The sequence below is a fragment of the Agrobacterium sp. 6Ca8 genome, assembly GCF_055382765.1.
Genome location: NZ_AP026433.1, coordinates 2,820,705 through 2,847,402 on the forward strand (window position 1 = coordinate 2,820,705; position 26,698 = coordinate 2,847,402).

At 57.3% G+C, this 26,698-nt stretch carries 30 protein-coding genes and 1 tRNA gene; 13 read left to right on the forward strand and 18 right to left on the reverse strand.

All coding sequences use genetic code 11. The annotated features are described in order from the left end of the window. Positions 1–43: 43 nt before the first annotated feature. The 9 genes from ACZ5A6_RS13680 to ACZ5A6_RS13720 all read right to left on the reverse strand — a co-directional run bounded on the left by ACZ5A6_RS13680 (position 44) and on the right by ACZ5A6_RS13720 (position 9,029). The gene (locus ACZ5A6_RS13680; RefSeq protein ID WP_003514557.1) at positions 44–1,030 is read right to left on the reverse strand and encodes a type II secretion system F family protein; all 987 of its coding nucleotides are present in this window, start codon (positions 1,028–1,030) and stop codon (positions 44–46) included. Positions 1,031–1,040: 10 nt separating this feature from the next. Next, positions 1,041–2,045 carry a type II secretion system F family protein gene (locus tag ACZ5A6_RS13685; protein ID WP_003514558.1) on the reverse strand — a complete coding sequence of 335 codons (1,005 nt, stop codon included), beginning with the start codon at positions 2,043–2,045 and terminating at the stop codon, positions 1,041–1,043. A 118-nt stretch (positions 2,046–2,163) separates the two neighbouring features. Beyond that, positions 2,164–3,636 carry a CpaF family protein gene (locus ACZ5A6_RS13690; RefSeq protein ID WP_149909543.1) on the reverse strand — a complete coding sequence of 491 codons (1,473 nt, stop codon included), beginning with the start codon at positions 3,634–3,636 and terminating at the stop codon, positions 2,164–2,166. Positions 3,637–3,669: 33 nt separating this feature from the next. Continuing rightward, the gene (locus tag ACZ5A6_RS13695; protein ID WP_003514563.1) at positions 3,670–4,956 is read right to left on the reverse strand and encodes an AAA family ATPase; all 1,287 of its coding nucleotides are present in this window, start codon (positions 4,954–4,956) and stop codon (positions 3,670–3,672) included. A gap of 34 nt (positions 4,957–4,990) precedes the next feature. Continuing rightward, positions 4,991–5,683, reverse strand: coding sequence for a CpaD family pilus assembly protein (locus ACZ5A6_RS13700; RefSeq protein WP_003514564.1), 693 nt, complete (start codon positions 5,681–5,683; stop codon positions 4,991–4,993). Positions 5,684–5,739: 56 nt separating this feature from the next. Next, positions 5,740–7,323, reverse strand: coding sequence for a type II and III secretion system protein family protein (locus ACZ5A6_RS13705; RefSeq protein ID WP_025592137.1), 1,584 nt, complete (start codon positions 7,321–7,323; stop codon positions 5,740–5,742). Next, complete coding sequence (cpaB, locus tag ACZ5A6_RS13710) at positions 7,320–8,126, reverse strand: Flp pilus assembly protein CpaB (protein ID WP_003514566.1); 807 nt, start codon at positions 8,124–8,126, stop codon at positions 7,320–7,322. Before cpaB ends, ACZ5A6_RS13705 begins: the two co-directional genes overlap by 4 nt. A gap of 125 nt (positions 8,127–8,251) precedes the next feature. Beyond that, entirely contained in the window at positions 8,252–8,764 is a 513-nt protein-coding gene (locus tag ACZ5A6_RS13715) for an A24 family peptidase (protein ID WP_003514567.1), read from the reverse strand. An 82-nt stretch (positions 8,765–8,846) separates the two neighbouring features. Then, positions 8,847–9,029, reverse strand: coding sequence for a Flp family type IVb pilin (locus ACZ5A6_RS13720; RefSeq protein ID WP_003514568.1), 183 nt, complete (start codon positions 9,027–9,029; stop codon positions 8,847–8,849). 445 nt (positions 9,030–9,474) lie between these two features. Here ACZ5A6_RS13720 and ACZ5A6_RS13725 point away from each other — a divergent pair, with 445 nt between their 5' ends. Next, on the forward strand, positions 9,475–9,858 hold the full coding sequence (locus ACZ5A6_RS13725) for a pilus assembly protein N-terminal domain-containing protein (protein WP_046205577.1): 384 nt from the start codon (positions 9,475–9,477) through the stop codon (positions 9,856–9,858). A 240-nt stretch (positions 9,859–10,098) separates the two neighbouring features. On the opposite strand, the gene ACZ5A6_RS13730 is transcribed toward ACZ5A6_RS13725, so the two are convergent. Together ACZ5A6_RS13730 and ACZ5A6_RS13735 are read right to left on the reverse strand one after the other, a co-directional pair. Then, positions 10,099–10,185: transfer RNA gene (locus ACZ5A6_RS13730), tRNA-Leu, on the reverse strand. Between the two features lie 120 nt (positions 10,186–10,305). Then, positions 10,306–10,611, reverse strand: a complete 306-nt coding sequence (locus ACZ5A6_RS13735) for an Rdx family protein (protein WP_003514570.1) — start codon at positions 10,609–10,611, stop codon at positions 10,306–10,308. Between the two features lie 145 nt (positions 10,612–10,756). Here ACZ5A6_RS13735 and ACZ5A6_RS13740 point away from each other — a divergent pair, with 145 nt between their 5' ends. The 4 genes from ACZ5A6_RS13740 to ACZ5A6_RS13755 all read left to right on the forward strand — a co-directional run bounded on the left by ACZ5A6_RS13740 (position 10,757) and on the right by ACZ5A6_RS13755 (position 13,581). Further along, on the forward strand, positions 10,757–11,206 hold the full coding sequence (locus ACZ5A6_RS13740) for a DoxX family protein (protein ID WP_003514571.1): 450 nt from the start codon (positions 10,757–10,759) through the stop codon (positions 11,204–11,206). Positions 11,207–11,344: 138 nt separating this feature from the next. Further along, complete coding sequence (locus ACZ5A6_RS13745; protein ID WP_003514574.1) at positions 11,345–12,043, forward strand: type 1 glutamine amidotransferase; 699 nt, start codon at positions 11,345–11,347, stop codon at positions 12,041–12,043. A gap of 86 nt (positions 12,044–12,129) precedes the next feature. After that, positions 12,130–12,318 (forward strand): YegP family protein, encoded by a 189-nt coding sequence (locus ACZ5A6_RS13750; protein ID WP_003514584.1) that lies wholly within the window; start codon positions 12,130–12,132, stop codon positions 12,316–12,318. Between the two features lie 177 nt (positions 12,319–12,495). After that, positions 12,496–13,581 (forward strand): glycoside hydrolase family 25 protein, encoded by a 1,086-nt coding sequence (locus ACZ5A6_RS13755; RefSeq protein ID WP_035251997.1) that lies wholly within the window; start codon positions 12,496–12,498, stop codon positions 13,579–13,581. 11 nt (positions 13,582–13,592) lie between these two features. Here the strand turns inward: ACZ5A6_RS13755 and ACZ5A6_RS13760 are convergent, their stop codons facing one another. Beyond that, a complete protein-coding gene (locus ACZ5A6_RS13760) occupies positions 13,593–14,468 on the reverse strand; it encodes a DMT family transporter (protein ID WP_174060657.1) in 876 nt (291 codons plus the stop codon). A gap of 116 nt (positions 14,469–14,584) precedes the next feature. Between ACZ5A6_RS13760 and ACZ5A6_RS13765 the strand changes: the two genes are divergently transcribed. Further along, complete coding sequence (locus ACZ5A6_RS13765) at positions 14,585–15,982, forward strand: aminotransferase-like domain-containing protein (RefSeq protein ID WP_162697973.1); 1,398 nt, start codon at positions 14,585–14,587, stop codon at positions 15,980–15,982. 87 nt (positions 15,983–16,069) lie between these two features. Beyond that, positions 16,070–16,387, forward strand: a complete 318-nt coding sequence (locus tag ACZ5A6_RS13770; protein WP_003514590.1) for a hypothetical protein — start codon at positions 16,070–16,072, stop codon at positions 16,385–16,387. A 70-nt stretch (positions 16,388–16,457) separates the two neighbouring features. Here ACZ5A6_RS13770 and ACZ5A6_RS13775 read toward each other — a convergent pair whose 3' ends face one another. Further along, positions 16,458–16,916 (reverse strand): Rrf2 family transcriptional regulator, encoded by a 459-nt coding sequence (locus ACZ5A6_RS13775; protein WP_174060658.1) that lies wholly within the window; start codon positions 16,914–16,916, stop codon positions 16,458–16,460. A 150-nt stretch (positions 16,917–17,066) separates the two neighbouring features. Between ACZ5A6_RS13775 and ACZ5A6_RS13780 the strand changes: the two genes are divergently transcribed. Then, positions 17,067–17,954 (forward strand): NAD(P)/FAD-dependent oxidoreductase, encoded by an 888-nt coding sequence (locus ACZ5A6_RS13780; RefSeq protein WP_112290998.1) that lies wholly within the window; start codon positions 17,067–17,069, stop codon positions 17,952–17,954. Here the strand turns inward: ACZ5A6_RS13780 and ACZ5A6_RS13785 are convergent, their stop codons facing one another. Further along, positions 17,955–18,737, reverse strand: coding sequence for an AraC family transcriptional regulator (locus ACZ5A6_RS13785; RefSeq protein WP_065703665.1), 783 nt, complete (start codon positions 18,735–18,737; stop codon positions 17,955–17,957). Positions 18,738–18,831: 94 nt separating this feature from the next. Here ACZ5A6_RS13785 and ACZ5A6_RS13790 point away from each other — a divergent pair, with 94 nt between their 5' ends. Beyond that, positions 18,832–19,239 carry a DUF2000 family protein gene (locus tag ACZ5A6_RS13790; RefSeq protein WP_174060659.1) on the forward strand — a complete coding sequence of 136 codons (408 nt, stop codon included), beginning with the start codon at positions 18,832–18,834 and terminating at the stop codon, positions 19,237–19,239. A 71-nt stretch (positions 19,240–19,310) separates the two neighbouring features. On the opposite strand, the gene lepA is transcribed toward ACZ5A6_RS13790, so the two are convergent. The 3 genes from lepA to ACZ5A6_RS13805 form a co-directional block, all read right to left on the reverse strand. Continuing rightward, on the reverse strand, positions 19,311–21,149 hold the full coding sequence (gene lepA, locus ACZ5A6_RS13795) for a translation elongation factor 4 (protein ID WP_025592156.1): 1,839 nt from the start codon (positions 21,147–21,149) through the stop codon (positions 19,311–19,313). Between the two features lie 61 nt (positions 21,150–21,210). Then, positions 21,211–22,080, reverse strand: coding sequence for a carbon-nitrogen hydrolase family protein (locus ACZ5A6_RS13800; RefSeq protein ID WP_065688412.1), 870 nt, complete (start codon positions 22,078–22,080; stop codon positions 21,211–21,213). Then, the gene (locus ACZ5A6_RS13805; protein ID WP_065659787.1) at positions 22,077–22,685 is read right to left on the reverse strand and encodes an acetyltransferase; all 609 of its coding nucleotides are present in this window, start codon (positions 22,683–22,685) and stop codon (positions 22,077–22,079) included. Before ACZ5A6_RS13805 ends, ACZ5A6_RS13800 begins: the two co-directional genes overlap by 4 nt. A gap of 73 nt (positions 22,686–22,758) precedes the next feature. Here ACZ5A6_RS13805 and ACZ5A6_RS13810 point away from each other — a divergent pair, with 73 nt between their 5' ends. From ACZ5A6_RS13810 to ACZ5A6_RS13820, 3 genes are all read left to right on the forward strand, one after another. Continuing rightward, positions 22,759–23,160, forward strand: a complete 402-nt coding sequence (locus ACZ5A6_RS13810; protein ID WP_003514602.1) for a ketosteroid isomerase-related protein — start codon at positions 22,759–22,761, stop codon at positions 23,158–23,160. Between the two features lie 95 nt (positions 23,161–23,255). Then, positions 23,256–23,837 carry a helix-turn-helix domain-containing protein gene (locus ACZ5A6_RS13815; protein ID WP_065659788.1) on the forward strand — a complete coding sequence of 194 codons (582 nt, stop codon included), beginning with the start codon at positions 23,256–23,258 and terminating at the stop codon, positions 23,835–23,837. 22 nt (positions 23,838–23,859) lie between these two features. Further along, positions 23,860–24,378 (forward strand): GNAT family N-acetyltransferase, encoded by a 519-nt coding sequence (locus ACZ5A6_RS13820; protein WP_065659789.1) that lies wholly within the window; start codon positions 23,860–23,862, stop codon positions 24,376–24,378. A gap of 10 nt (positions 24,379–24,388) precedes the next feature. On the opposite strand, the gene ACZ5A6_RS13825 is transcribed toward ACZ5A6_RS13820, so the two are convergent. Then, complete coding sequence (locus ACZ5A6_RS13825) at positions 24,389–25,465, reverse strand: alpha/beta hydrolase family protein (RefSeq protein ID WP_065659790.1); 1,077 nt, start codon at positions 25,463–25,465, stop codon at positions 24,389–24,391. Positions 25,466–25,608: 143 nt separating this feature from the next. On the opposite strand from ACZ5A6_RS13825, the gene ACZ5A6_RS13830 reads away from it, so the two are divergent. Further along, positions 25,609–26,697 carry a helix-turn-helix transcriptional regulator gene (locus tag ACZ5A6_RS13830; protein WP_162711103.1) on the forward strand — a complete coding sequence of 363 codons (1,089 nt, stop codon included), beginning with the start codon at positions 25,609–25,611 and terminating at the stop codon, positions 26,695–26,697. Position 26,698 lies beyond the last annotated feature (1 nt).

Sequence of the window (26,698 nt, forward strand, 5' to 3'; positions counted from 1 at the left end):
CTCATCACGCGCTACCGCCTATAGGGCGGGCGCGTTTAGCGTGTCAGAACGTATCGGCGACGCGAATGCCGGCTGGTCCGAGAACGACTGCGATGAGCACCGGCAGGAAAAATATGATCATCGGCACGGTCAGCTTTGGCGGCAGGGCGGCGGCCTTCTTTTCGGCTTCGTTCATCCGCTCGTCGCGGCCTTCCTGGGCCAGAACGCGCAACGCCTGAGCCAATGGCGTGCCGTATCGTTCCGCCTGGATAAGCGCTTGCACCACGCTTTTGACGCCGTCCAGCTGCGTGCGCATGCCAAAATTCTCAAGTGCGATGCGCCGGTCCTGAAGGAAGGAAAGCTCCGCTGTCGTCAGCATCATTTCCTCCGCCAGTTCGGGCGACTGCTCACCCATTTCTTCCGCAACACGACGCATGGCGGCCTCCATGGACACACCGGATTCGATGCAGATCAGCATCAGATCAAGCGCATCCGGCCAAGCGCGCCTGATGGAGGCCTGCCGCTTGTTCATGGCGTTGGAAACATAGATATTGGGTGCGTAAAAACCCAGATAACCGAAAATGAGCACTGCCATCAGCCGGACGACGAAAGCCTTATCGGCGAGGTTTCCGAGAACGAAAACCCAGGTAAAGGCCAGGGCCAGAAAAACGAATGGCAGCACGAACCGGGCGGCAAGAAATGTGTTGAGCGCATTCTGTGAACGAAAACCCGCAGCGCGCAGCTTGTTCATCGTGTTCTTGTCGGCAAGCGCTTCCTGAAGGTTGAATTTTTCGACGATGCGGCGCGCCGATTTATTATTATTGCCACGCAGGGAGGCCTTGCCGTCCCTAGTGGCGGCGGCCAGGCGCTCACGCTCGCGGCTGCGAATGAGATCGCGCTCCGATGACACGGCTTTCATGCGCTTGGCGAAGTCTTTTCGCTCAAAGAGTGGCATGATGAGCGTATAGAGGGTCGCGAAAACCGCAAGGGTGACGAGAATGGCAATGATCGTTTGCGGGTCCGTCAGGCTGGAAAAGAGGCTTCCTGTCATGGTCGTGCCCTCATATGTCGAAATTGATCATTTGGCGCATGATGAAAATCCCGATCAGCATCCATAATGCCGACACCCCCAGAATGATGTGCCCACGCATGTCGGTGAAGAGCACCGACAGATAGTCGGGCGAGGTGAAATGCACCAGCAGCATGACGATGAAAGGCAGCGCGCCAATAATAACTGCCGAGGCCTTCGCCTCCATCGATAACGCGTTGACTTTGGCACGCATTTTCCTGCGTTCACGCAGAACTTTCGAAAGGTTGGAAAGAGCCTCCGAAAGATTGCCGCCCGCCTGCGCCTGAATGTTGATCACGGTGCTGAAGAAGCTCACTTCGAAAAGCGGCACGGTCAGCATCATGCGCTCGATCCCCTGCGGAATGCCGATGCCGACCTGTAGCGCGTCGATGACGCGCTGGAATTCCGTCTTGACTGGTTCTTGACCGTCTGAAGCAATCAGTCGCACGGCGTCGTTCAACGGTAATCCGGATTTGATCGACCGGCACATGACATCCAGCGCATTTGGAAATTCCTCGAGGAATTTTTTCTGCCGGCGCTTGAGTATAAATGCCAATACCCATCGCGGCAGTCCCAAGGCCACGACGGCTCCTATGAGCAGAGCGATAAGCATCGACAGGCCATAAAGAAGCGCAATGACGACGGAGAAAGCAGCCGCGCCTGCGCTCAGAAGGTGGAACTGCCGGACAGAAAGTTGCAGTCCCGCTTGAACCAGCTTTTCGCGCAGACCGACATTCTTTGCTTTCTTCGCCTTTTCGCTTTGTTTCTTTTCCATTTCCCGCAGGCTGTCCTGCATGGACTTGCGGCGTTTGCCAAGTTCCTGGACCCGGTCCCGCGCGGCCTTGATGTTTGCGTGATCCGTCTCGGCGGCCTTGACCCGCTTGACGCGACTAGTGGTCTTTTTCTCGACCTCGATCTGCTGGAAGAGGAAGGCATAAGCAAGCGCCCCTGCCGAAATAGCGACAAGTGCGGCCAGTAACAGGATTGTGGGGTCCATGGCAGTCGCCTTCCTTAGAGCATTTCCGGTAAAATTGCGTAGTGGTTTTCCGTCCGGAAAATGCGTAGAAACAAAGAGTTAGAGCACGTCAGACGATTCCGTTTAAACAAGACTTGCTCTAGGATGTCTTTTCCATCTCGTCGAGCGCGGTGGCCAGGCGTTTTTCCTCGCCATAATAGCGCGCGCGATCCCAGAAATGGGGTTTGCTGATGCCCGTGGAGACGTGCTTGCCGATCAGCTTGCCATGCGCGTCTTCGCCGTCAATTTCGTATCGCATCAGATCCTGGGTCACGATGACGTCGCCTTCCATGCCGATCACTTCGGTGATCTGCGTTATCCGGCGTGAGCCGTCGCGAAGGCGCTGGGCCTGAATGACGATGTCGATAGAGCCCGAAATGATTTCACGTACCGTCTTTGCCGGCAGGGTAAACCCGCCCATGGCGATCATCGATTCGATACGGCTGAGGCATTCCCGCGGCGTATTGGCGTGGAGCGTTCCCATCGATCCGTCATGGCCGGTGTTCATCGCCTGAAGAAGGTCGAAAACCTCCGGTCCACGCACTTCGCCGACGATGATACGTTCAGGCCGCATACGAAGGCAGTTCTTGATCAGATCACGCATGGTGATCTCACCTTCACCTTCGATATTCGGCGGGCGCGTTTCCAGCCTCACCACATGCGGTTGCTGCAGTTGCAGTTCGGCGGTGTCCTCACAGGTAATGACGCGTTCATCCTTGTCGATGAAGCTCGTTAGGCAATTGAGAAGCGTGGTCTTGCCCGAGCCGGTACCACCAGAGATGACGACATTGCAGCGGACGCGGCCGATGATCTTGAGCAGGGTCGCGCCTTCAGGCGTGATCGCGCCGAAACGCACTAGCTGGTCTAGCGTGAGCTTGTCCTTCTTGAATTTTCGGATCGTAAGCGCCGGACCATCGATGGCGAGCGGTGGTGCGATGACGTTGACACGCGATCCATCGGGTAAGCGGGCGTCGCATATCGGGCTCGATTCGTCCACGCGTCGGCCGACCTGGCTGACGATGCGCTGGCAGATGGAAAGCAATTGACCATTGTCACGGAACCGTATGTCGGATTCGATGGTCTTGCCGCCGACTTCGATGAAGGTCTGGCCGGAACCGTTGACCATGATATCGGCAATATCATCGCGTGCGAGAAGCGGCTCCAGCGGCCCATAACCAAGAACGTCGTTGCAAATGTCTTCGAGCAACTCTTCCTGCTCGGCGATGGACATGGCGAAATTCTTGATCGTTATGATATCGTTGACGATATCACGGATTTCCTCGCGTGCGCTCTCCGCGTCGAGCTTGGCGAGCTGCGAAAGGTCGATCGTATCGATGAGCGCGGAAAAGACCTGGCCCTTGGTATTGTAATAATCTTCCGTGCGGGCACGCTTTTTCTGCGGCGATTGCGTGGGAGATTGCGTCTGCCGCGTTGCAGGCGATTGGCCGGGCTCCAAAGTGTCGATCGCCAGAGATCGCGGCTCAGGTGTTGCCTTCACCTGCTGTATGGCAGGCGCGACAAAATCCGGCTTTATGGTTCTGGCTGGGCCTTCTGGCCCGCGTTTTCCGAACATCGGCGTTTCCGTCTAAAGGCCCAGAAAGGGAGCCTATTTGCGCTTGAGAATATTCTTGAGCTTGTCCAGACCGCCGCGCTTGTTTTTGCGCAGAATGGTACGGCCTGTAATGGTATGGGCAATTTGCGAGAACGTTTCCGCGATCTGGGATTTTTCGTCCATCTCGCTGATCATGCGACCGCTGTTGGCGGCATTTCCGAACAGCTGGGTGTCGAACGGAATGATGGCGACCGGCTCGATTTCCAGTGGGTCGAGAAAATCCGCAGGGGCGATCTCCGGGCGTTTCGGCATGCCGACCTGATTGAGAACGAGATGCGGTAACTTGTCGTTGGGTCTCAGTTTTATCAGCGCGTCGAACAGGTTCTTCGTATTGCGCAGGTTTGCGAGATCCGGAACCGCCGTAATGACCACCTCGTCGGCTTCCGCAAGCACCGCCCGCGTCCAGTCACACCATTGATGGGGAAGGTCGAGAACCGCGACGGGCGCACTGCGCTGCAGGACCTCAAGAATCGGCAGAAACGCCTGACGATCGAAATCATAGGTCCTGTCGAGAAGAGAGGGTGCGGCCAAAAGTGAGAGGTGGTCGGAACATTTCGTCAGCAGACGGTCGAGGAACACCTCGTCCAGCCGTTCCGGCGAAAACACCGCTTCCGCCATGCCCTGAGCGGGATCCTGATCGAAATCGATGTTGGCCGTGCCATAGGCAAGATCCATATCCGCCAGAATGGTTTCGGTGGAGAAGAGGGTAGAGATGCCGAAGGCGCAATTATGCGCGATCGTCGACGAGCCCACCCCGCCTTTGGCACCGATGAAGGCTATGTTGCGACCGAGCGGCTCCGCTTCCGGGTCAACGAAGATCGTCGCGATCGAGGCCAATAGATCGGCCATGTTGATCGGTGCGACGAGATATTCGGAAATGCCGTTGCGGATGAGATCGCGATAAAGCGTTATGTCGTTGTGCCGGCCAACGATGATGACACGGGTGGTGGGGTCGCAAACCTCTGCCAGAGGAGCGAGATCATCCAGCAGAGAAGACGGTGAGCTTGCTGTTTCGAGAACGATGAGGTTGGGCGTTGGTGAGGCGGAAAACATCGTCGCCGCCGCGTTGATGTCGCCCTTGGTTACCCGCAGGGTGACCTTGCTCATCCGCCTGTCACTGGATAAGGCATCCATCACGCGCTGCATGTTTTCGCTGACGCAGAAGGCATGGACGGATATGCGGGGCAAGGGCCGCAGGCGATCCATATCCGAGGCACGCGGCGCCGGCTGTTCGGCTTCCGCGTCGCCGCTTGACTTGATATCGTATTCTACAGCGCTCATCGTCTTTCCTGCCCTGACAATTGTTGGAACCGCGTCAATTTGGCGTCGCCGTGTTTTTGCCGCTGCGATAGGCGTCAATCACCACTGCTCGGCGCTCCGCGTCGATCGGACTCATGCCACGCGGGCCAACCAGATCCATGGGATTGGCAACCTGTGCCGCGAGATTGCTCTGGGAGGCACATCCGAAATTGTACCAGTTCTTGTTGGCAAAGGTATTGTCGGAAAGGTCTTCGGGCCATTGGCCGCATTGCCCGGTCATGGCGGTAACGGCCACATAACTCAGTCGAATGGGGGCGGCGTCGCCATTCGGGGATGCAGCGTAACGTGTTTCCATGATCTTGCCAGAGGGCACACCAGCGCCGGAAAGCGCGGAGCGGATTTGTCTCGCCATTTTTGAAGCCGCTGCCGAGTTGGCTGATCCCGATGGCATCTGGATATTGACGATTCCCGTCGACATCGAGGCGTAATTCTGGGCGAAACCACGGACATTATCCGCCATTGCCGTGGTCAGCCGGCTATCGCCTGCTGAAACCGGAATATCCAGCGAATGCTCGGCTTCCGAGAGGGTGATCGGATGGCGCGTGCGGTAGTCGTCAGGAATGGCGTTGGTCGTCATCGGGTCGCGTGCGCAACCCTGCAACAGGCCGGCGGCAAGCGCTACCATGGCGACGAGACCTGCCCGTCTGCCCGGCAGGCTTGAGGAAAAGGAAGAAGGGTTTTCCTGCATGACGTTTCCTGCCCGGACCGGGCTTGCTCTGAGGACGAGATTTCGTGCGTGTGTCGTCATTTGTAGATGAACCCCACTGATCCCTGATAGGGAGCCGCCTGGACCTGATCCTTCCGGCCATAGACCTTGTTGACACGGTTCATGAAATACATCGCGGCATCGTTTTCCGGGTTGAAGTTGTCATCCGGCCGGGCAATCTGATTGCGCGCAACAGGACGTACCAGATAGGGCGTTGCTATGATGACAAGCTCCGTCTCGTTGCGGATGAAATCCTTGCTGCGGAAAAGCGTGCCGAAGATCGGGACTTTGGAAATGCCGGGAAGTCCTGACATGGCCTGGCGAATATTGTCCTGGACCAGACCTGCGATCACAATCGAGCCGCCGGACGGAAGTTCGACTGTTGTCGATGTCTCGCGTTTGCGGATCGACATGTAGGTAGAACCTGGGATGGTGCGGCCCGCATTTCCGGTTACAACGTTGCCTTCATATGTCGGCTCGGAAACATTGGTCTCGATTTTAAGGCTGATCCGTCCCGGTGAAAGCACGACGGGCCTGAAGTTCAACGTGATGCCGTAGTCGACCGTGTTGGTGGTACGCGTTATGGTTGGCTGGCCCGTATCCTTGTCGATGGTAACTTCTTGCTCTGCAGGCAGACGGAAATCGCCCCCCACGTAGAACTTGGCCTGTTCGCCGGAGATGGCGGTAAGACTTGGTTCGGCCAGAGTGCGCACGACACCCGCCTGTTCCATGGCGTTGAGATAGGAAGCAAAGTTGAGCGAGCCGGAGCCAATCGCGCCACTGGCTATTCGCGACGCACCGCTAATTGCATTTCCGAGATTGGACGGATTTGAAAATTCGAAACCGTTATTGCTTGTCGAGCTGCTGATGGAACCATTGAAGCCAAGCTGTTTCAGCACCTGCCGGCTAACTTCAGCAACGGTGACTTTCAGCGTCACCTGATCTTCGCCCTCAATCGTCAGCATATTGACGATCTGCGATGTCTGGCGGTTTTCGGCAAATATCGCCGCGTCACCGCCATTGTTACCGCCCGTCAGCGATATGTTGCGGGTGGTGGCTTCGCCGCCTTTCAGAAATGCTTCGGCAAGCTGGACGGCGCGTGCAGAATCCTGCGGCGTGCGCACTGATCCAGTGAGAACGATGTTGTCCGAAACGATCTCTACCTTGATGTCCGATTCGGGAATGAAACGGCGGATATTGGCCTCAAGCCCAGAGATATCGCGCTCGACCTCAAGATCAAGACTGACGATTTCGCGCCCGCCATCTCCGAAAATGAAGATATTGGTCTGGCCCACCGTTTTTCCGAACAGATAGATGCGCTTGGACGTACGGGTTACGGCATCGGCAAGGCTCGGATCGGCGACGAGAATATCATGGGCATCCTCCGGCAGATCGATGACCAGTGCCTTGTTGAGACCGAGCTTCAGGCGCTTGCGAATGCCACTACCGCTTTCGGTGATCCGCACGATGCTCGCGCTTTGAGCCTCGGCTTCGCTGATACGCAAAAACGCGGGAGAGTGCTGACCCGGAAAACCTGAAAAAGCCAAGCAAAATGCAAGGCTGCCCGCCATTGAGGAACGCAGGTGTTGTTTAATGCGCTTTGCCATGGAACTCCCGGTCATTGCGATGCTCCTTGTCCGGCTTTGACGATCGAACCGGATTTGATCACCTGAATCTCCGGCTGCCCGGAGCCGCCGTTGAGAAGGTAACCTGCTGAAAGCGTGTCGTTTTCCTGCGCATCGGCGACTGAGCGCAAAGCCAGCGTAAGGCGATCCGCCATCTGTTGCGCCACGGTGATGATTTTGGCCTGTTCGGGTGTGAGTTCGAGCGTTGCGGTTGCACCCACGACGGCTGAGGTGCCGTCCTCGCCTTCCTTGATCTGCTGGTCGATCGCCAGAACACGGACATTGTTCAAAACATTTTCAGTTAAAAAATGACCTGAATCGCCCTTGCGGACCATGATGACATCGACTCGGTCATTCGGCAGCACGAAACCGCCAGCACCTGTCGAGACGGAAATTTCCGTGGCGACGGCGCGTTTGCCGGCCGGCAAAAGCGAGGACATGATGCGGGTGCTTGAATCGACCACTTTTTCAGGCCGTACCGGCTCGCCCTGAAACAAAGGCAGCCGCACGACAGCGCCGGATAGTTCGGTTATGGCGTTCGGGTTTTTCGCTTCCGTTATGAAGCTGTCGATGACGTTACCAGTGGGCCAGGGCGTCCAGTGTACCGAACTATCGTTCAGGCGGCTGCCAACGGGTAGGTTGACCGAGGAAACGAGAACGTTAACCGTCGGTTCCTTCTCTATGATCGTTTCCGCTTTTTCGATGACCTGCTTCGCGCCGGAAATCTGCATGGCAACGATGCCGGCAAGACCGGCGGCGACTAGGGCAACGGACAGAATGACGATACGCGACGGTTTCATGCTCGATCCTTGAGGGAATCAGATTCTTCTCCCGTCAGGATGGCCGGTCATTGGTATAATTATGGTTAATATTATGCTTGGATTTCTGGTTAACAGGCCTTTAACCTGCAGTGAACGCAGATTTCTCAGGAAAGACTTGCGATGGCGGCTTTTACAAGCGGTGTTTCGCCATAGGTCAAAAGCCCGGCAATAGCGATGCCTATGCCATAGGGGATTTTCTTCGCAACCAGCAAGGAATCCGGAATGGGAATGCCGGCCGCCATGATTTCCCGCGAGCGCGATCGCAAAAGCAGGATTCCAAGCGTCAACACGCCGCCGATGAAGGTGACCGCAAGTAGAAACTCTATTAGGGAGGCATTGAAACCGTACCAGACAGCGGCAGCTGTGAGAAGTTTGGCATCCCCACCGCCCATGACATTGGCAGCGAAGAGCGCAAAACAGGCAAAAAAAACGGCTGCGGCGGCTGAAATGCTCATTGCGAAGGTTTGCCACTCCATACCCGTAAAGGGCGCAACCACAATGAAGGAAAGCAGCAATATAAGCGGTATTCTGTTGGGTATGGTCATGCTCGCTACGTCATTGATGGCAGCGAACACCAAGCAGAGAGGCAGTATAAGAAAAATTGCCGCAACTGCCATTTTTATCTCTTCGAAGTTGACGGAAGATTGTTATAAAAATGCCACCCCGTTTACGGGGTGGCATATGCTTTGGTGCGTATAATCACGATGTCTTCGCGGTCAAGTTGAGGTAAGTCGCGAGGTTCGTGAACTGGAGTCCGATTTTGGAGCCCAGCGACGATGCGCCGCCGATGATGGCAACAGAAATAAGCGCAGCAATCAGGCCGTATTCAATTGCAGTGGCGCCGGACTCATCCTTCAGGAAGCGAGCGAAAATCTTAGTCATGGGTCTCTCCTAACTCTTGTGTTGTGTTCAGCACGCCGACAACTGTTTTCCGTTGTTCGGTTGCGTTCAAATTACAGGTGAGCGATTTCCAAGCGCTTAAAGAAGAGGATTAATCCAAAGTAAACGACAGGATGAGTTTCTCTTGGTAAACAAAACAAAAAAGTATTGTCTCTATTTTTATAGTTCCTGATAAACAAATATATTCCAGAGACTGTCAGTTTCTTATTTCCGGCAAAGTGTCCTCCCGGTGAGACATAGATGTTCAGTTTTGGTGCGGGACAGCGAGAGCCTCGAAAATATTGCCATGTCAGGCATGGTTACCGTTCACATTAGGGGCCTCTATCATTTAACGCTTCATTCACTAAAAACCCGCATTCTGCTGCACAGTAAGTGCGGGTAGTGAGCAGGGGCGAAACGCGTGTCATCCGGAAAACTGGCGAAAATCGTGGTCGGCTTGTCCGTCATCCTATCGGGTTCGTTACAGCCTGTTTTTGCTCAGGAAGACATATTGCGCGTTTCGATGAACCACGCCCGTGTCCTTCGCCTCGACCGCCCCGTGAGCAAGGTTATTGTCGGCAACTCGAAAGTCGCCGATGCGACGGTGGCCGATGCCACCACGATCGTGCTGACCGGGCGCAGTTTCGGCACGACGAATCTTGTTCTTCTCGATGCCGAGGGCAATCCAATCGTCGATGAGCGCATTCTCGTCTCCATCGATGAGGGCAATACGGTTCGCGTTTTTCGACAGACGGAACGGACCGTGCTTTCCTGTACGCCGAATTGCGAACAGCATTCGCAAAACAGTGGCGACAAAGACGCCCAGCCTTAAGCGAACTGCAACCCAATACCAGGTCTGAATATATCGGAATTCCGCGCGCGGGAATGGCTGGCATTTTGTCAAAGTGACAAAGGCTTAGTGCTCGTCCTGGGCAGTATTTTTATGGGAAAAATCGGGGTTGATCGCCAGCAAAACGAAAAACCGCAACATGTTCCCCTGCCTTTTGCAGGAGGACTGAATGTTGCTGTTTTTTCGTCTAAGTGTTTGATCTGGCTAAGATCAAAAATGGAATGGTGCCCAGAAGAGGACTCGAACCTCCACACCCTTGCGAGTACCAGCACCTGAAGCTGGCGCGTCTACCAATTCCGCCATCTGGGCGACGGAGAGCGATGTACGAGGGCAGCCGCCCGGTGTCAACAGACTTTTTGAACTTTTATGACGATCATTGATTTTAAAGGGAAAAAACTTGGTTAGACGCTGTTGAAACATGTTGCCGCGTCAATTGTCGAGCCCTTCATGCTTCGTCCTGTCGACATGACCGAGGTCACGTTCCGGGTCGATGACATCGCGGATTCTCTGTTTGAGCTCTTTTGGACCGGGGAAACCGCCATCGCGCTTGCGCTCCCATATGGTTTCACCATCAACGGTGATCTCGAACAGGCCACCCGTTGAGGGAATGAGGCTGACTTCGCCGATATCAGAAGCGAAGGTTTGCAAAATCTCCTGCGCCATCCATCCCGCACGAAGCAGCCAGTTGCATTGTGTGCAGTAGCGGATGGTTATGCGGGGCTTGGTCTCGGCCATGATCACGTCTCCTTCAGCGCCCGGTGACAATAATGCTCACGATAATGTCAACTATAATACTCATGTTTTTACCTGCGGCATGCTTGTTCTTATCATGCTGCTTTGCGAACAGATAAGCCATCGAAGGCTAAAACGCGGAGATCCCATGGCCCAGTTCGACAATAATCGTCAGCGTCTTTTCGTTCCGGCGGTCGCACCTCTTTATAATTCGACACATGATCTGGTGGAGACCGTTCTGCGCGTCGTGGCCGGGCTTCTTCTTGTCACCCACGGCTTCGGCAAGATCGCCAATCCGTTCGGGGCTGTCGGCATGGTGGAGAGCCTCGGCTTTTATCCGGGTGTATTCTGGTCACCTCTCCTGGCCGCCACCGAATTTTTCGGTGGAATTCTCGTGGCCATTGGGCTGTTCACGCGGCCGGCATCCTTTGCCGCAATGATCGTGCTTTTAGTAACGGTCTATTTTCACGGTATCGTAAAAGCGGAAGGTCTGGGTGGCGCGGAAAAATCAGTTCTCTGGGCAGCCATTTTCCTGTTCTTCGCTGTCCGCGGCGGCAACCGGCATTCCGTCGACGCGAAGCTGTCGCGGGAATTTTAAGGTGCCACAGGCCGGCTTTTCCGCTTATTGCCTTGCTGACGATATTGCGCCTCTTGAAAATCCGTTTTTCTCGTGGTGAAGCTGAATTCGATCGGCGATACCGGCCGATCGTATTCCCCGTTGTCGGCAAGAGGCCCCATGCGCGTTGCAATTATCGAAAACATGGCGGGCACGCCGCATGGACAGATCGGCGTCGCTCTGCAAGAGGCAGGGGCTGACGTGCATGTCATCCGCGCCTATGCGGGTGAGCCTCTTCCTCTCGATGCAGCTGCACACGATGCGCTCGTCGTTTTGGGCGGGGAGCAGAACGCTCTTGACGACGTGCTTTATCCCTATCTTCCAGACCTCGCACTTTTGATGAAAGCGTTTGGCGATGCGGACAAGGCCGTGATGGGCGTCTGTCTCGGCAGCCAGTTGCTGGCGCGCGCCTATGGCGGAGAGAATATTCTGGCCGGCCCGCCCGAATTCGGCTGGGAAGACGTATCCCTCACGGAAGAGGGCGTGTCCGATCCGCTATTGGCGGGACTCGACAAGACATTTCCCATTTTTCAGTGGCATTGCGACACATTCACGCTTCCTCCCGCGGCGACGAGACTTGCGACCAATGGTGCAACGCGAAATCAGGCTTTTCGCGTTGGCCGGGCCGCCTATGGCACGCAATTTCATTTTGAGGCATCCACGGCCGTGGTAGACGGATGGTGTGAGGCATTCCCGGCTTCCGTCGAGAAAATGGCGCCCGGCTGGATGAACAATTACCACGATCACCGTGGCGGGCGTGCCGATGTGGCCGATGCGACCGGTCTGGAAATTGCCCGTGCCTGGGTACGGCTTGTGTGATCTGGCAATTATCGGTTGCGAATATGGCCAAGGCCGCTCAGAATTGAGTGTGTTTCACCGACGTTTGCCAAGGAGGCACCAAGATCATGTATAAATTCGAAATCTATCAGGACAGGGCCGGGGAATATCGCTTCCGCTTCAAAGCATCCAACGGGGAAACGATGTTTTCGTCCGAAGGATACAAGGCCAAGGCATCGGCCATCCACGCCATCGAATCGATCAAGAAAAATTCCCCCGGCGCCGATACGGTCGATCTGAGCACGATGACCGCCTGAAGCTCTCCGTTTCGCGAAACCTCGAGGCATTCTCCTGCCAGAAATGACGGGCGCGTTGGAAGGTGTCGGCGTAAAGATAAGATTCAGTCTTTTTTGATAATCTTCCGTTAGCAATTGTATTTCGAGGTTCCCGGGCGGCGTCAGAGTGCCCCTGGATTGTTTTGCGTACGGGTTCTCATGCGTTCATCGGCTGTGCCAGCACTTCTCTTCGGTTGCCTTCTGCTTGGTGGCTGTACGTCCAGTTCCGGGCCGGAAAGCCTGATGGCCGGCCTGCCGTCGAAGGAAACCACGAGTTCGGTTACGCCATCCGCGCCGGTGCCGCAGGCAAGCGTGGGCAGCCAACCCATCACGGCGCAGCCGCGACAGGAAGTTTTGGCATGGGGCGGGCCGGTGCCCGAAGAGCCAAAGGCCTTTTCAGCCGTTACCCCACGAGCGCCCGTGCCGCAGAACGCGCTTGAAACCCGTTTGCCGTCACCGTCACAGGCTGGAATGGTACGACCGGCAGAGCGTCCGGTACAATTGGCCATGGCTGCAGCCCCGGCGGCCAGTGCCGGTGCGCAGATCCGTTCGCGCATTTTCCGCTCCAGCTTCAGCGATGCCAAACCCATCAATTTCGGCAGGGTCCAGCCGCGCCATTTTCAGGTCCACGGGGTGGATGTCTCGCGCTGGCAGGCCAATATAGACTGGCCGCAGCTGCGCACACGCGGCGCCAACTTCGCCTTCATCAAGGCGACGGATGGCGGCGATCATCTTGACCCGATGTTCCGCACCAACTGGCAGCGTGCAAAGGAAGCGGGCATCCGTCGTGGCGCCTACCACTTCTTCTACTGGTGCCGGTCGGCCGGCGAGCAGGCGGATTGGTTCATTCGCAACGTACCGCGCGATCCGGATGCGCTGCCGCCGGTGATCGACGTGGAATATAACGGCGAATCGAGCTGCAAGATGCGCCATTCCCGTGAGCGTATTCTGGAAAAGATGCGCGTGTTCATGGACAAGCTGGAGCGCCATTACGGCCAGCGTCCGATTATCTATACGGCGCCCGATTTTTATAAGGACAATCTGACCGGCGAGTTCCAGGACTATCCCTTCTGGCTGCGCGCCGTTGCCCAGCATCCGTCCGTGGTCTATCCCGGCCGCAAGTGGTTGTTCTGGCAATATTCCGGCTCCGGCCTGTCGCATGGTGTCGATGGACGCATCGATCTCAATGTCTTCAACGGCAGCGAGGATGCCTGGCATCGCTGGGTAGACCGCCGCTCGAGTTGACGGGGCGGGCGTCAGCGCGAAAATTTTCGCGCGCCGGCAACGCAGAGCACCACCACGAGCGTGATGGCGATCATCGCAGGGCTGACCTCCTCGTGAAGCAGGGTTGCTGCAAGCACCAGCCCAAAGAACGGCTGCAGCAATTGCAGCTGGCCCACCGCGGCAATTCCGCCAAGCGCCAGCCCGCGATACCAGAAGATGAAGCCGATCAGCATGCTGAACAGCGAGACATAGGCAAGGCCGCCCCAGGCCTGCGGGTCGATGCCTGCGAGGGTTTGCGGCCCTGTGAAGAAGGAAAGCGGCAGCATCAGAGGCAGGGAGAGGACCAATGCCCATGAGATGACCTGCCAGCCCCCCAGTTTGCGGGAAAGGGCAGCACCCTCGGCATATCCCAGCCCACAGACGATAATCGCGCCCAGCATCAAGAGATCGCCGGCAAGTGATGCTCCGAGCCCGGAGGCCAGCGAATTCGACAATGAAAAGCCGGCAACGAGAACGCTGCCCAGGCAGGAAAAGAACCAGAAGGCGGGCCGCGGGCGTTCTCCCCCACGCAGCACGGCAAAAACCGCGGTAGCGAGCGGCAAAAGCCCGACAAAGACGATGGAGTGGGCCGAGGTAATGTGCCGCAAGGCGAGGGCAGTCAACAGCGGGAAGCCAACCACCACGCCGAAGGACACGATGAAAAGGGATGCCATATCATCGCGCGCCGGGCGTTTTTGCCGGAACACAAAAAGCAAAGCGAGCGCCAGAAGGCCGGCTATGCTGGCGCGGGCGAGGGTCAGGAACACTGGATCGAAACCCGTTACCGCAACCCGCGTGGCGGGCAGCGAGCCGCTGAATATCACCACGCCGATAAGGCCGCTTAGCCAACCGCTTGTCGTCTTGTCCATGACCGTCTCCTGCAATTTCCCTTACTTGATCCGGAACGGCTGGTGAAAACAGCGACAGTCATATACAATTTCAAGAAACTGTTATGGTTGTTTGGGTGGCACGGTTGGAGAGAAATGTGGACGGACACCTCGCGACGGGAACGCGCATAGAACAGGTGATGGCCAGCATGCGGCAACGCATCGCTTCGCGAAGCCTCGTTCCCGGCGCCAGGTTGCCATCCGTTCGAGCGCTTGCGAAGGCCATGCAGGTCTCCACATCAACCGTCGTCGAGGCCTATGACCGGCTGGTTGCCGATGGCACTATAAGCTCACGACCGGGTTCGGGATTTTATGTGGCGGGTCCGCTCGCGCCCCTGTCTCTGGCCGATATCGAGCCTCGGCTGGACAGGGCGGTGGATCCGCTCTGGGTGTCGCGCCAGGCGCTGGACGAGGGGGCGGCGCTTGCCAAGCCCGGCTGCGGCTGGCTTCCAGCGTCATGGATGCCGGAGCAAGCGCTAAGGCGGGCGGTGAGGGCGCTTGCCCGTGCGGATGCTTCCTTGCTGACGGATTATGCGAGCCCAATGGGGCTGTTGCCGCTACGCCAGCTTTTGTCCCGCAGACTTGCCGAACATGGCGTACAGGCGGGCGCCAGCCAGATCATGCTCACCGATTCCGGCACGCAGGCGATCGATCTCCTGTGTCGTTTCCTACTGCAGCCAGGGGATACGGTGATTGTCGATGATCCCTGCTATTTTAACTTCCGCGCTCTCTTGCGGGCGCATCGGGTGAAAATCGTTGGTGTGCCCTATACGCCGGCTGGACCGGACCTGCCGCTTTTCGAGCAGGCACTGAAAGAGCATCAGCCGCGCCTTTATATCACTAATTCCGCGATCCATAATCCGACAGGCGCAAGGCTTTCCGCCGTTTCCGCCCATCGCCTGCTGATGCTGGCCGAACAGGCGGGCCTCACCATCATCGAGGATGATATTTTTGCCGATTTTGAAACGCAGGCGGCACCACGGCTGGCTGCTTTCGATGGTCTGAACCGGGTCGTCCAGATCGGCAGTTTTTCTAAAACCCTGTCTGCTTCCGTGCGGTGCGGTTTCATCGCAGCGCCTCCGGCATGGGTGGAAGCCCTGACCGATCTCAAGATTGCCACTGCTTTTGGTGGAGCAAATTTTTCGGCTGCATTGATCCTGTCGCTTTTGACTGACGGTAGTTATCGCAAGCATGTCGAGGCTCTTCGACAGCGTCTCGCGGCGGCGGTGCCTGAGGCGGCGGCGCGTTTGAAAGCGCTTGGATGTGTGCCGTGGATCGAACCGCAGGCGGGCATGTTCTTATGGTGCCGCCTGCCGGAGGGGGTCGACGCCGCCGATGTTGCACGTCGGGCACTGGCGCAACAGGTGGTGCTGGCACCCGGCAATGTTTTCAGCTCCGCGCAGAACGCATCCGCTTTCATGCGTTTCAATGTGTCGCAAATGGCCGCTCCTCAGGTCATGGCGGTGCTGGCAGATGCCCTCAGGCAGAGCGCGTAATTGTCGCCCAATTGTGCTGGCCGAGGAGAATCGGAACAAAATCCCGTGAACGCCGTTTTCTTCTCAGAATGAAGAGGAGGAAATACCATGACATTCGATCCAAACAATCCGCGCCCGGACCGCGATCTTCGTCCGGAACTGAATATCAGCAATGAACCGCTTGCCCGCAAGTCTCCGTCCTGGATGCCATGGCTGGCGATTCTCGTTGTCGCATTGGTGGGCGTTTTCGCCTGGTCGCAGATGAGCGGCCCGAACACTGATCCGGCCACGACATCCTCGACCATGCCGCCTGCGGCAACGCAACAGGCACCGGCGCCCGTGACTCCGACTGTCCCGGCAACACCGCCTGCCAACAATGCAGCACCGGCAAGCCCGAATACCGGCGGCACGCAGACGCAGCCGTAATGGGTTAGATAATATGACAAAACCGCCTGCCTTCCGGCAGGCGGTTTTTTATTGCGCCAACTCTGCGGCGTTAGAGCTGATCCATCGCGGAGGGGTGGTTGGACAATCTGGACCAGCGGCTCATCGATTCCTCCGCCAGCGCGGAAAGCGTAATGTTTCCGAAGCGGGACAGGAGAATGGTCTCCGCCTCGCTCATGGCGTCGAAAAGGGCAGCATTGACGGCCTGCTCTATGACGCAGTTAGGATTATCTTCTGCCAGCCCAATCGAGAACAATTCCGGCGCGCCAAGCGCCCGGTAAATATCGAGCAGCGTGATTTCGCTGAGCGGTCGCGCCAGAACCCAGCCACCGCCATGGCCTTTTTCCGACGACACGTAACCGTGCTCCCGCAAGCCCGCCATGGTTCTGCGCACCACCACCGGGTTCGTCTGCAACATCGCCGCGATGCTTTCCGAGGTCGCCGCACCCTCGTGTTTCTCCATATGGATCAAAATATGCAGCAGCCGTGAAAGGCGCGTGTCGTGTCTCATCGGTGAAATCCGTCTGGTTTTCGCGACATTACCAGTTAGCATATGACGTAACAATATAAGTTGCGTGACTATTGACTCTAAAATTCATGTAACAATATAAGTATCGTGAAACGAACGGGCGCTTCCGGCTCTGTGAACGATAGGTCCATCATGAAATACGAAGTCATCATCATCGGCGGCAGCTATGCGGGCCTGTCCGCCGCCTTGCAGCTCGGGCGCGCGAGAAAAAACATCCTGGTAGTGGATGCGGGTGAGCGGAGAAATCGCTTCGCCAGCCATTCCCACGGTTTTCTCGGACAGGACGGCAAGGCGCCGGGCGACATCATCGCCGAGGCACGCCGCCAGATCGAGTGCTACCCGACGATACACTGGGCAAAGGGCAGGGTAACGAATGCCGAAGGATCATTCGATGACTTCGTCATCGAGATCGATGGCAATCGCCGCGAAAGGGCGGCCAGACTAATCCTTGCCACAGGCGTTACGGATGAACTGCCTGATATAGCCGGGCTGAAGGAACGCTGGGGCAGCGCCGTCTTCCATTGCCCCTATTGCCACGGATACGAACTGGATCAGCGCAGGATCGGCGTCATCGCGGCCTCACCGCTGGCCATCCACCATGCACTGATGCTTCCGGACTGGGGTGAAACGACCTTTTTTACCAACGGTATATTCGTGCCGGATGCCGAACAGAGTGCGCTTTTGTCAGCCCGGGGCGTTCGGGTGGAAAAAGAGCGTATCAGAGAGATCGCAGGGCATGCGGATGTTGTTCTTGCGGATGGGTGCAGCATTGCTTTGGCCGGTCTTTTCACGCAACCGAAATTGCGGATTGCCTCGGATTGGATCGAAAAGCTCGGTTGCACCGTGGAAGAGGGGCCGATGGGTTCAAGCATCGTGACAGATGCCGTGAAACAGACAACAGTGCGCGGAATCTTCGCCTGCGGTGATGTGGCAAGGCCCGCCGGCTCGGTCGCTCTTTCCGTGGGGGATGGCGCCATGGCTGGGACTGCGGCTCACAGGTCGATCATGTTTCCGGAATGATCAGTGCGAAACAAGGCTTAGCCAGCGCCCCGGAGGCATTCCGAAGGCATTCTTGAAGTGGCGGGTAAAATGCGCCTGATCCGCAAAGCCGCAGGCAAACGCCGTTTCCGCAAGACCCGCACCCGCCCGCATCATGTCCTTGCATTTTTGCAGACGCCGCATGATGAGATAACGGTGCGGGCTCGTGCCAAACAGGGAGCGGAAGTGCCGAAAGAGCGTGAAGCGATCTAACCCGCTTATTTGCTCCAGCTTCTCTGAGCTGACGGCAAGCGCGCTGTTCTCCAGCAGGTAATCCCGGCAACGGAAAACGGCGATCCGGTCAAGCCGCTTGATTGTTCTCTGGTTTCCGTTCGAATGCTTCCAGAGCAGATCCGAAAGTCTCGATTGCCAGTCGGTCAGGAGCAGATTGTCCGGCTCGCCTTCGAGATTGCCGAGAGCCTCTATCAGGCATTGCCGGAACTCATCGTCTTCGATGACGGGGTTTTTTGCAAATGGCAGCGCGTGAAATCCGGTCGCCACCTCCATGGTTTTTTCCGGCGGAAGGTAGAGCATACGGTAGCGCAGGCCTTCGTCGGTGCCGGCACCACCATCGTGAACTTCGTCCGGATGCAGCACGATAACCTTTCCGGGCGTGCTGAAATGCGATGTGCCACGATAGGAAAAGGTCTGGACGCCGGAAAGCGTCACACCGAGCGCATAGGTGTCATGGCGATGGGGGGCATAGGCGTTGCCGTGAAAGCGCGCTTCGATGCGCTCGATCCCTTCGCTGGAAGGGGCCTGCACGATCCCTTCGAATTTGCACGAACGTTCAAGATCGCTCGTGCCCTGAGGGGCTAGGGTCGCTTCTCTTTCGTAACCACAGCCAGATTGAGTTCGCATGTTTGATACCAAGATCGCCGTCATCCTTCGTGATGACCTTGCCGTGTGGCAAAAACTGAATGTCACCGCATTTCTCATGTCCGGCATCGTCGCCCAGACCAGAGAGATCATCGGGGAACCATACTGCGACGGGGCGGGTAACGTCTACAATCCCCTGTCCGTCCAGCCGATAGTCGTCATGGCCACGGATCAGGAGGCACTGCGCAAAATCCATCAACGATCCCTGGAACGCGAGGTCACGACATCGCTCTATATCGAGGAAATGTTCGCAACCGGTCATGATGTTGCCAACCGCCAGGTGTTTTCGGAATTTTCTCCCGACAATGCAAAGGTCGTCGGCATGGCGCTTAGGGCGGACAAGAAAATCGTCGACAAGATTACCAAGGGCGCGAAGCTGCATGCCTGAGCAGCTGCCGTGAAAGTAAAAAGGGAGGCCGTGAGCCTCCCTTGTCAAATCAGCGACGATTTAGCGGCCGCTTATTCGTCGTTCATCTTCAGCGCAGCGATGAAAGCTTCCTGCGGAATCTCCACCTTGCCGAACTGGCGCATGCGCTTTTTGCCTTCCTTCTGCTTGTCCAGAAGTTTGCGTTTACGCGTCGCATCGCCACCGTAGCACTTCGCCGTCACGTCCTTGCGCAGCGCGCGCACGGTTTCGCGGGCGATGACCTTGCCGCCAATGGCCGCCTGGATCGGGATCTGGAACATGTGCGGCGGAATGAGTTCCTTCAGCTTTTCGCACATGCCGCGTCCGCGCCGGTCAGCCGCCGAGCGGTGGACCAGCATGGAGAGTGCGTCCACCGGGTCGCCGTTCACGAGGATCGACATCTTGACGAGATCGCCTTCGCGATAGTCGATGATGTTGTAGTCGAACGAGGCGTAACCCTTCGAGATGGATTTCAGGCGGTCGTAGAAATCGAACACCACTTCGTTGAGCGGCAATTCATAGGTGATCATCGCGCGGTTGCCGACATAGGTCAGCTCCGTCTGCAGGCCGCGCCGGTCCTGACAGAGTTTCAGGATACCACCGAGATATTCGTCGGGCGTCAGGATCGTCGCCTTGATCCACGGTTCGCGGATTTCCTTGATCTTCACGACATCAGGCATATCAGCCGGGTTGTGCAGCTCTTTCTCGGTGCCATCCGTCAGCGTCATTTCATAGACGACCGAAGGTGCTGTGGCGACGAGATCGAGATTGAACTCACGCTCGAGGCGTTCCTGAATGATTTCAAGATGCAGCAGACCGAGGAAGCCGCAACGGAAACCAAAGCCGAGAGCGGCAGACGATTCCATTTCGAAGGAGAAGGAGGCGTCGTTGAGGCGAAGCTTGCCCACCGCCGCGCGCAGATCTTCGAAGTCGGCTGCATCAACAGGGAAGAGGCCGCAGAAAACCACGGGCTGCGCTGGCTTGAAGCCGGGCAGGGCCTGCGCCGTCGGGCGCTTGTCGTCGGTAATGGTATCGCCAACACGCGTATCGGCGACTTCCTTGATCGAGGCGGTGATGAAACCGATCTCGCCGGGGCCGAGGCTGTCGACATTGACCATCTTCGGGGTAAGTACGCCAACGCGCTCGACGCCGTATTTCGCGCCGGAACCCATCATGCGGATCTGCTGGCCCTTGGTCAGCACGCCGTCGATGACGCGCACGAGAACCATGACGCCCAAATAGGTGTCGTACCAGCTGTCGACGAGCAGCGCCTTGAGCGGCCCGTTCTCGCCGACTTCGCTCTTGGGCGGTGGCAGGCGGTTGACGATGGCTTCGAGAACATCGGGGATGCCAAGCCCGGTCTTGGCCGAAATCAACACAGCTTCGGAAGCGTCGATGCCGATTACTTCCTCGATCTGTTCCTTGATGCGGTCGGGTTCGGCGGCCGGCAGGTCGATCTTGTTCAAGACCGTCACCAGCTCGTGATTGTTGTCGATCGCCTGATAAACGTTGGCCAGCGTCTGGGCTTCCACACCCTGAGATGCGTCCACCACCAGTAGCGAACCTTCGCAGGCCGAAAGCGAGCGGGACACTTCATAGGCAAAGTCGACGTGACCGGGCGTGTCGATGAGGTTCAGCACATAGGTTTCGCCGTTATTCGCCTTGTAGTGCAGGCGCACGGTCTGGGCCTTGATGGTGATGCCGCGCTCGCGTTCGATATCCATCGAATCGAGAACCTGTTCCGACATATCGCGCTCGGCAAGGCCGCCTGTCGACTGGATCAACCGGTCGGCCAGCGTCGATTTGCCGTGATCGATGTGGGCAACGATCGAGAAGTTGCGGATATGGTCCAGGGGTGTGCGGGTCGAATTTGTGCTCATGCCCCGCGCTATAGCAGGGGCTTCTCATGCCGCAAAGCGGGAATTTGGTTAAAAGCCCTTTAAAATGGGCTTTTCAGATCGCAAACTGCTCCGGCCAGTCGCGGCGGGTGGCGACTTGTCCTTCGGTTCTAAGCTTGGCCACGGCAGCAAGGTCGATATCGGCGATCAGCAACGTGCTGCGTGTCACCGCATCGCTTTCGCTTTCCGCGACGATACCCGATGCCGGCATGCCATAGTCGGATGGCACGTAAAGTGCTGCGCGGCCACGATTTTCATCGACGGCGGGAGACCATGGAGCCTCACCCGCCGTGGGGGAGGAGAGAACTGCATATTGGTTTTCCAACGCCCGCGCCTGCGCGCCGATGCGCACCCGGTAGGCGCCGGCCAGCGTATCGGTGCAACTGGGAGCGAGAACCAGTTCGACGCCAAGCTCGGCCAGCTTCCGGCCAAGCATCGGGAACTCGTTGTCGTAACAGATGAGGATGCCGAGCCTGCCGATCGGCGTCTCGAAGGCTTTCAGGCCCTCGATGCCGGCATGGATGTTCCATTGCTCCCGCTCGAAGCGCGTCATGATCTGCTTGTCCTGATACCCGATCAGTCCGTTGGGGCCGAACAGCCATGCGCGGTTGCGGAACTTGCCGTCCTTGTCTTTCACTGGCGCGCTGCCCGGCTGAAACAGGATTTGATGTTGCCGCGCCAGCTCTTCGCAAAGCTCGACCCATGAGGGGATGAGCGGCTGTATCTCTTCGATGGAGCGGTGCAGGTCCGAGCGCGCATCGGGCGGCAACTGCCCGGTTAGCGTCATGGCCGAATATTCCGGCAACAGCAGCAGCTCGGCGCCTTTTTCTTTCGCCTCGCGCACGATGGCGGAAAGATGGGCGGCATAGCCTTCCCATGTCTCGATGAGTTCGATGGCATATTGGCTGGCGGCGAGTTTCGTCATCTGTTTTCCTCTTCGGCAGCAATGGTCTTCATCCAGAACGACAGGGGCTTTGGGCTTTCGGTGCTCTCGTCTAGATCCCGCCAGGTGAAGCTGGTGTGCAATTCCGGGTGATGGCGATAGCCGCGTTTTTCCCAGAAGGTATTCAGCGGCACGTAATCCAATGGCCGGCGCGGGTGGTCGGCGGGGCGCTCGACCGCGCAGAAGGTGCAGCAGTTGAAGCCGAGCTTGCTCGCATGCGCCTCCCGCTCCACAAAGAACCGCACCCCGATGCCATGCCCGCGATAGCTGGGCAGAAGCACGCTTTCGCCGAAGTAAAATATCCGGTCCAGATCGTAACCCGCCTTCAGGAAGGGCGCCTTCACCTCGTCGGTCTCGGCCGCCATCGGCATGCCGGTGGACATGCCCACCACGTGTGCGCCATCCAGCGCCAGCACGAAAACCGCGCCTTTCGTGTCGGCATAGGTGGCGAGATATTTGCGCTCGTAATCCAGCGATCCGTCATAGAGATAGGGAAAGGCGCGAAACACTTCGATCCGCAGGCGCGCAAGGTCATCGAAATAGGGCGCGGCCTCGATGCCGGAAAGAGACTTGATTTCGACGGTCATGGGCATTTTCACTTTCGGTTGCACTGGTTATACCGTCATGGAAACCCTGCGCAAGCATTGAACGGAGAAGACGATGACCGCCACTGAGACCATCCGCGCCTACTACGATGCCTTCAACCGTCAGGACATGGATGCCTTTCTGGCGCTTCTTCACGACGAGGTGGTACATGACATCAATCAGGGCGAGCGTCAGACCGGAAAGCCGGCTTTTGCGTCCTTCATGCAGCACATGAACCGCTGCTATAAGGAAAACCTCACCGACATGGTCATCATGGCGAGCGAGGACGGTAAGCGCGCCTCTGCGGAATTCATCGTGAACGGGGAATATCTCGCAACCGATGAAGGCCTGCCGGAAGCCGATGGCCAGACATACGTCCTGCCGGCTGGTGCATTCTTTGACCTGAAGGATGGAAAAGTTAGTCGAGTAACGAACTACTATAATCTGAACGATTGGATCGCCCAGGTCGGTGCCTGATGCATCTTTGCCGCGCGCCGAACCCGCGGTAAAAAAGCGATCGTAATTTCCATTATGGTAGATATTGACTCCATCATGTGAGAATGTATTCTCGCATGATGGAAAACGAAGATCATATTCTCGAACGCTCTATCGGCGACCGCATCAAGACGTTGCGCGCTGAAAATGGTTTGACCCTGGACCGGCTCGCCGCCGAATCCGGCGTCAGCCGCGCCATGATTTCCCGCATCGAACGTGGCGAGGCGAGCCCCACAGCCTCGCTTCTTGCCCGCATCTGCGCAGCGCTAGGCCTGTCGCTCTCCGGCTTTTTCGCCGAAGACGAAGAGGCTGTTTCACCGCTGGTGAAAAAGCGTGACCAGCAGCTCTGGAAAGACCCGGAGACCGGTTATGTGCGCCGTGCCATCTCTCCGCCACGCGTCGGTTCCGATGTCGATATTGTCGAGGTCGAGTTCCCGGCGGGCGCACTTGTCGGTTTCCCGCCGCATGCGGCAAGCCGCGGAATGACGCAATATGTCTGGCTTTTTGACGGTGTGCTGGAGATGACGAGTGGTGGAGACGTGCACCGGCTGGAACCCGGCGATTGCCTTTTCATGCCGGTGGGTGAGGGACATGTCTTCCACAATCCCTCAGAAAAACCTGCCCGTTATGCCGTCGTGCTGGATCAAAGACAGCGCTGATTTTCCCCGACAGGAGTTATTAATGGCCACCATCCGCGTATTGAACCGGGCAGAGACGATCAATGCCTTGCCCGAACTTTGTGACGTTATCGCCGACTGCGTTAATGGCGGCGCGTCTGTCGGTTTCATGCTGCCTTTCTCCCCAAAAGATGCCGAGCCGTTCTGGCGGGAGGTAGCCGATGCCGTGGAAGCAGGCGGCACCATTCATGTGGTGGCGGAAGTAAACGATAAAGTGGTGGGCACGGTGCAGGTCGGTCTGGCCTCCAAGCCCAACCAGCCACATCGCGGTGATCTGATGAAGCTTCTTGTGCATCGGTCGGCACGCGGGCTGGGACTTGCACGGAAGCTCATGGAAAAGGTGGAGCAGGAAGCGACAAAACGTGGCCGTACCCTTTTGGTGCTGGATACGGCCACGGGTAGCGATGCGGAGGCAATTTATCCCCGTCTTGGTTGGGAACGCGTCGGCGTCATCCCCGACTATGCGCTTTTTCCTGACGGGCGTTATTGCGGCACGACCCTGTTTTACAAAAGGATCGGCTAGGTTCTTCTGGTTATTGACCCGGCTTCAGCGTGCGGTTGAAGGCGTTGACGATCATCGTTTCCAGCTGTGCATGAATATCCTTACGGTCGCGGGGCCCGGCCGGTTCGCAGATCGGATCGCGCTCGCCAACGGATTTGAGAAACGCATCGGCATCCGGCTTGCAAAGGGGCAGGAAGCTAAAATGGTTGGCCTCGTCGACCTGTCGGTAAGTAGAGGCAGGCACTTGTGCTGCAAGCTCGTCGGCAAGGACAGCGGGCGGTATTTTACCTTCGCTGCCAAGATTGATGAAGGTCAGCGGAATATCGATTTGTCTCAGGCTGTCCGGCTGGAAAGCCAGTGCCAGACCCGGATCGACCAACACGGCGGAACGGATGCGTGGATCGCGGTTCTGCTGCTCGAAACGGGCCTTGTCGATGGTTCTGAGATCGAGCTTCGGTACGCTGACCGGCTCGTTATTGACATAGGCCCGGCCGCCGGCAAACCACTGGCAATCCATCATTGCTGCATTCTCTTCACAATAGCGCACATAGGCGTCAAGATCGGCGCGTGCACCTGCAATCTCCATCGCTGCGCTACCGCCCAGCGAAAAGCCGAGAACACCGATGCGTTGCGCATCGATTGCACCCGACCACGTGCCGTCCGTCGTCAAGGCCGTGACGATTGTGGATAGATCGTTCGTCCGTTCCCAGATTTTCGGCGTATCGGCAGGCGTCGAGTCACCACTGGTCGTGCCGGGATGATTGGTTCCGGCGACGATGAAACCTTCGCTGGCGAGTTTCGCGGCGATCCAGGCCATGCCTTCAGCGCGCGAGCCGGACCCGTGCGAAATCAACACGAGGGGGAAATGGCCGTCTTTGATGGTCGCGTCCTTCCGAACCGCCGTTCCCTGAAAGATACGGTTCTCGGAGGAAAGCGCCGGTGTGCCGTCTCCGCCTTTGGCCGGATACCAGATCGTAACGTCAAGGTTTGTGTTGCGGGCCTTGGAAGGAACAGGGATGCTTGTAAGCCCGACATCCTCTGCGGCAAATGCCTGCGGGGAAAAAGCCGCGCACATAAGAAGTGCGACAAGGGTGTTTTTCAGTGTCATGAGAGCCTCTCCGTTTGACAAGGTGGATGCTCCCGTTTTTCTTTTAGGGTGAATAAATGCGTCCTTGATCGCGTTAAAGGTCGTGCCGAAACGCGATCTGGTCCATGAATGGGTGGTAATTCCTCGCTTCGGGATCGTTATCCGTGCTTTTCATTCCCTTGCCTTTTGTCGTCGCACTTCTGCTGGTCGTCATGTTCATCGTCTTCTTTCGAGGCGCAGAGGATATGCGAACCAACCGGGCGTTTCTGGCGCTCATCGCGCTTTGCGCCGTGCAGTCCGTTCTTGTCGGCTTGCGCTGGGGATATGGTGTGAGCGAAGCGCGTTATGTTTTGCCTGTTCTGGCTGCCTGCTTGCCGCCTCTCGTCTACATCGCCTTTCGCGGACTGATGGGCGTTGGAGTTGAAAGCAGGAGGGCGATGTTTGCCAGTCTTGTGCTTTCACCTTTCTTCGTCGTCTTTCTGGAATTCGTCCTTCCTGTTGCGATCGATTTTGCGCTGATCGTGATTTTTGTCGGGCACGCCATTGCCTTGCTTCTTTTGGCAAGAAAAGGGCCGGATGGGCTGGACGAGGCGCAATTTGCCAGCGTCGCATCTGCGCATAAGGCGCTCATTGTCGCCGCGGTCGCTCTCTGCGTTTCCGCGTTCTTCGATCTTCTGGTGTTTTTCGATTTCGAGTGGGCGCATGGAGAAAATGTCGCCGCACTTGTCAGCAATGCCAATCTTCTCGGGCTTCTGCTGATCGGTCTCATGGCTGCACTTGCCGGCAAAAGCAAAGCGCCGCAAACGGCTGCCCAGCCTGCTGCGGAGTTGTCTTTGCCGGCGCCTTCACAACAGGACCGGGACGTTGTCGAAAGGCTTGATCGCTTGATGGAGACCCACACGCTCTACCGCGATGAGAACCTAAACCTGTCACGGCTCGCAAAACGTCTCGGTCTGCCGAGTCGGCAAATCTCGGGCGCCATCAATCGCTCGCTCGGCGTTAACGTCTCGCAATATGTCAACCAGCTGCGCATCCGCGAAGCCTGCCGGCTGCTGGAGGAGACGGATCAGTCGGTCACTGCGATCATGCTGTCTTCCGGCTTTCAGACCAAATCCAACTTCAACCGGGAATTTCGCCGCGTCACCGGCATGAGCCCGGTGGACTGGCGTGAACGCGAGGTGTGGAAGCTGGTATCGAATACAAAAACGGCCACCCGGCAGATGCCGGATGGCCGTTTGAAGATACTGAAATGAG

Bases quoted from the DNA above. Each gene is read 5' to 3' on its own strand.
- ACZ5A6_RS13680 (WP_003514557.1), bottom strand. From the start codon at position 1,030: ATGACAGGAAGCCTCTTTTCCAGCCTGACGGACCCGCAAACGATCATT.
- ACZ5A6_RS13685 (WP_003514558.1), bottom strand. From the start codon at position 2,045: ATGGACCCCACAATCCTGTTACTGGCCGCACTTGTCGCTATTTCGGCA.
- ACZ5A6_RS13690 (WP_149909543.1), bottom strand. From the start codon at position 3,636: ATGTTCGGAAAACGCGGGCCAGAAGGCCCAGCCAGAACCATAAAGCCG.
- ACZ5A6_RS13695 (WP_003514563.1), bottom strand. From the start codon at position 4,956: ATGAGCGCTGTAGAATACGATATCAAGTCAAGCGGCGACGCGGAAGCC.
- ACZ5A6_RS13700 (WP_003514564.1), bottom strand. From the start codon at position 5,683: ATGCAGGAAAACCCTTCTTCCTTTTCCTCAAGCCTGCCGGGCAGACGG.
- ACZ5A6_RS13705 (WP_025592137.1), bottom strand. From the start codon at position 7,323: ATGACCGGGAGTTCCATGGCAAAGCGCATTAAACAACACCTGCGTTCC.
- cpaB (WP_003514566.1), bottom strand. From the start codon at position 8,126: ATGAAACCGTCGCGTATCGTCATTCTGTCCGTTGCCCTAGTCGCCGCC.
- ACZ5A6_RS13715 (WP_003514567.1), bottom strand. From the start codon at position 8,764: ATGGCAGTTGCGGCAATTTTTCTTATACTGCCTCTCTGCTTGGTGTTC.
- ACZ5A6_RS13720 (WP_003514568.1), bottom strand. From the start codon at position 9,029: ATGACTAAGATTTTCGCTCGCTTCCTGAAGGATGAGTCCGGCGCCACT.
- ACZ5A6_RS13735 (WP_003514570.1), bottom strand. From the start codon at position 10,611: ATGGCCGAGACCAAGCCCCGCATAACCATCCGCTACTGCACACAATGC.
- ACZ5A6_RS13740 (WP_003514571.1), top strand. From the start codon at position 10,757: ATGGCCCAGTTCGACAATAATCGTCAGCGTCTTTTCGTTCCGGCGGTC.
- ACZ5A6_RS13745 (WP_003514574.1), top strand. From the start codon at position 11,345: ATGCGCGTTGCAATTATCGAAAACATGGCGGGCACGCCGCATGGACAG.
- ACZ5A6_RS13750 (WP_003514584.1), top strand. From the start codon at position 12,130: ATGTATAAATTCGAAATCTATCAGGACAGGGCCGGGGAATATCGCTTC.
- ACZ5A6_RS13755 (WP_035251997.1), top strand. From the start codon at position 12,496: ATGCGTTCATCGGCTGTGCCAGCACTTCTCTTCGGTTGCCTTCTGCTT.
- ACZ5A6_RS13760 (WP_174060657.1), bottom strand. From the start codon at position 14,468: ATGGACAAGACGACAAGCGGTTGGCTAAGCGGCCTTATCGGCGTGGTG.
- ACZ5A6_RS13770 (WP_003514590.1), top strand. From the start codon at position 16,070: ATGACATTCGATCCAAACAATCCGCGCCCGGACCGCGATCTTCGTCCG.
- ACZ5A6_RS13775 (WP_174060658.1), bottom strand. From the start codon at position 16,916: ATGAGACACGACACGCGCCTTTCACGGCTGCTGCATATTTTGATCCAT.
- ACZ5A6_RS13780 (WP_112290998.1), top strand. From the start codon at position 17,067: ATGAAATACGAAGTCATCATCATCGGCGGCAGCTATGCGGGCCTGTCC.
- ACZ5A6_RS13790 (WP_174060659.1), top strand. From the start codon at position 18,832: ATGTTTGATACCAAGATCGCCGTCATCCTTCGTGATGACCTTGCCGTG.
- ACZ5A6_RS13800 (WP_065688412.1), bottom strand. From the start codon at position 22,080: ATGACGAAACTCGCCGCCAGCCAATATGCCATCGAACTCATCGAGACA.
- ACZ5A6_RS13805 (WP_065659787.1), bottom strand. From the start codon at position 22,685: ATGACCGTCGAAATCAAGTCTCTTTCCGGCATCGAGGCCGCGCCCTAT.
- ACZ5A6_RS13810 (WP_003514602.1), top strand. From the start codon at position 22,759: ATGACCGCCACTGAGACCATCCGCGCCTACTACGATGCCTTCAACCGT.
- ACZ5A6_RS13815 (WP_065659788.1), top strand. From the start codon at position 23,256: ATGATGGAAAACGAAGATCATATTCTCGAACGCTCTATCGGCGACCGC.
- ACZ5A6_RS13820 (WP_065659789.1), top strand. From the start codon at position 23,860: ATGGCCACCATCCGCGTATTGAACCGGGCAGAGACGATCAATGCCTTG.
- ACZ5A6_RS13825 (WP_065659790.1), bottom strand. From the start codon at position 25,465: ATGACACTGAAAAACACCCTTGTCGCACTTCTTATGTGCGCGGCTTTT.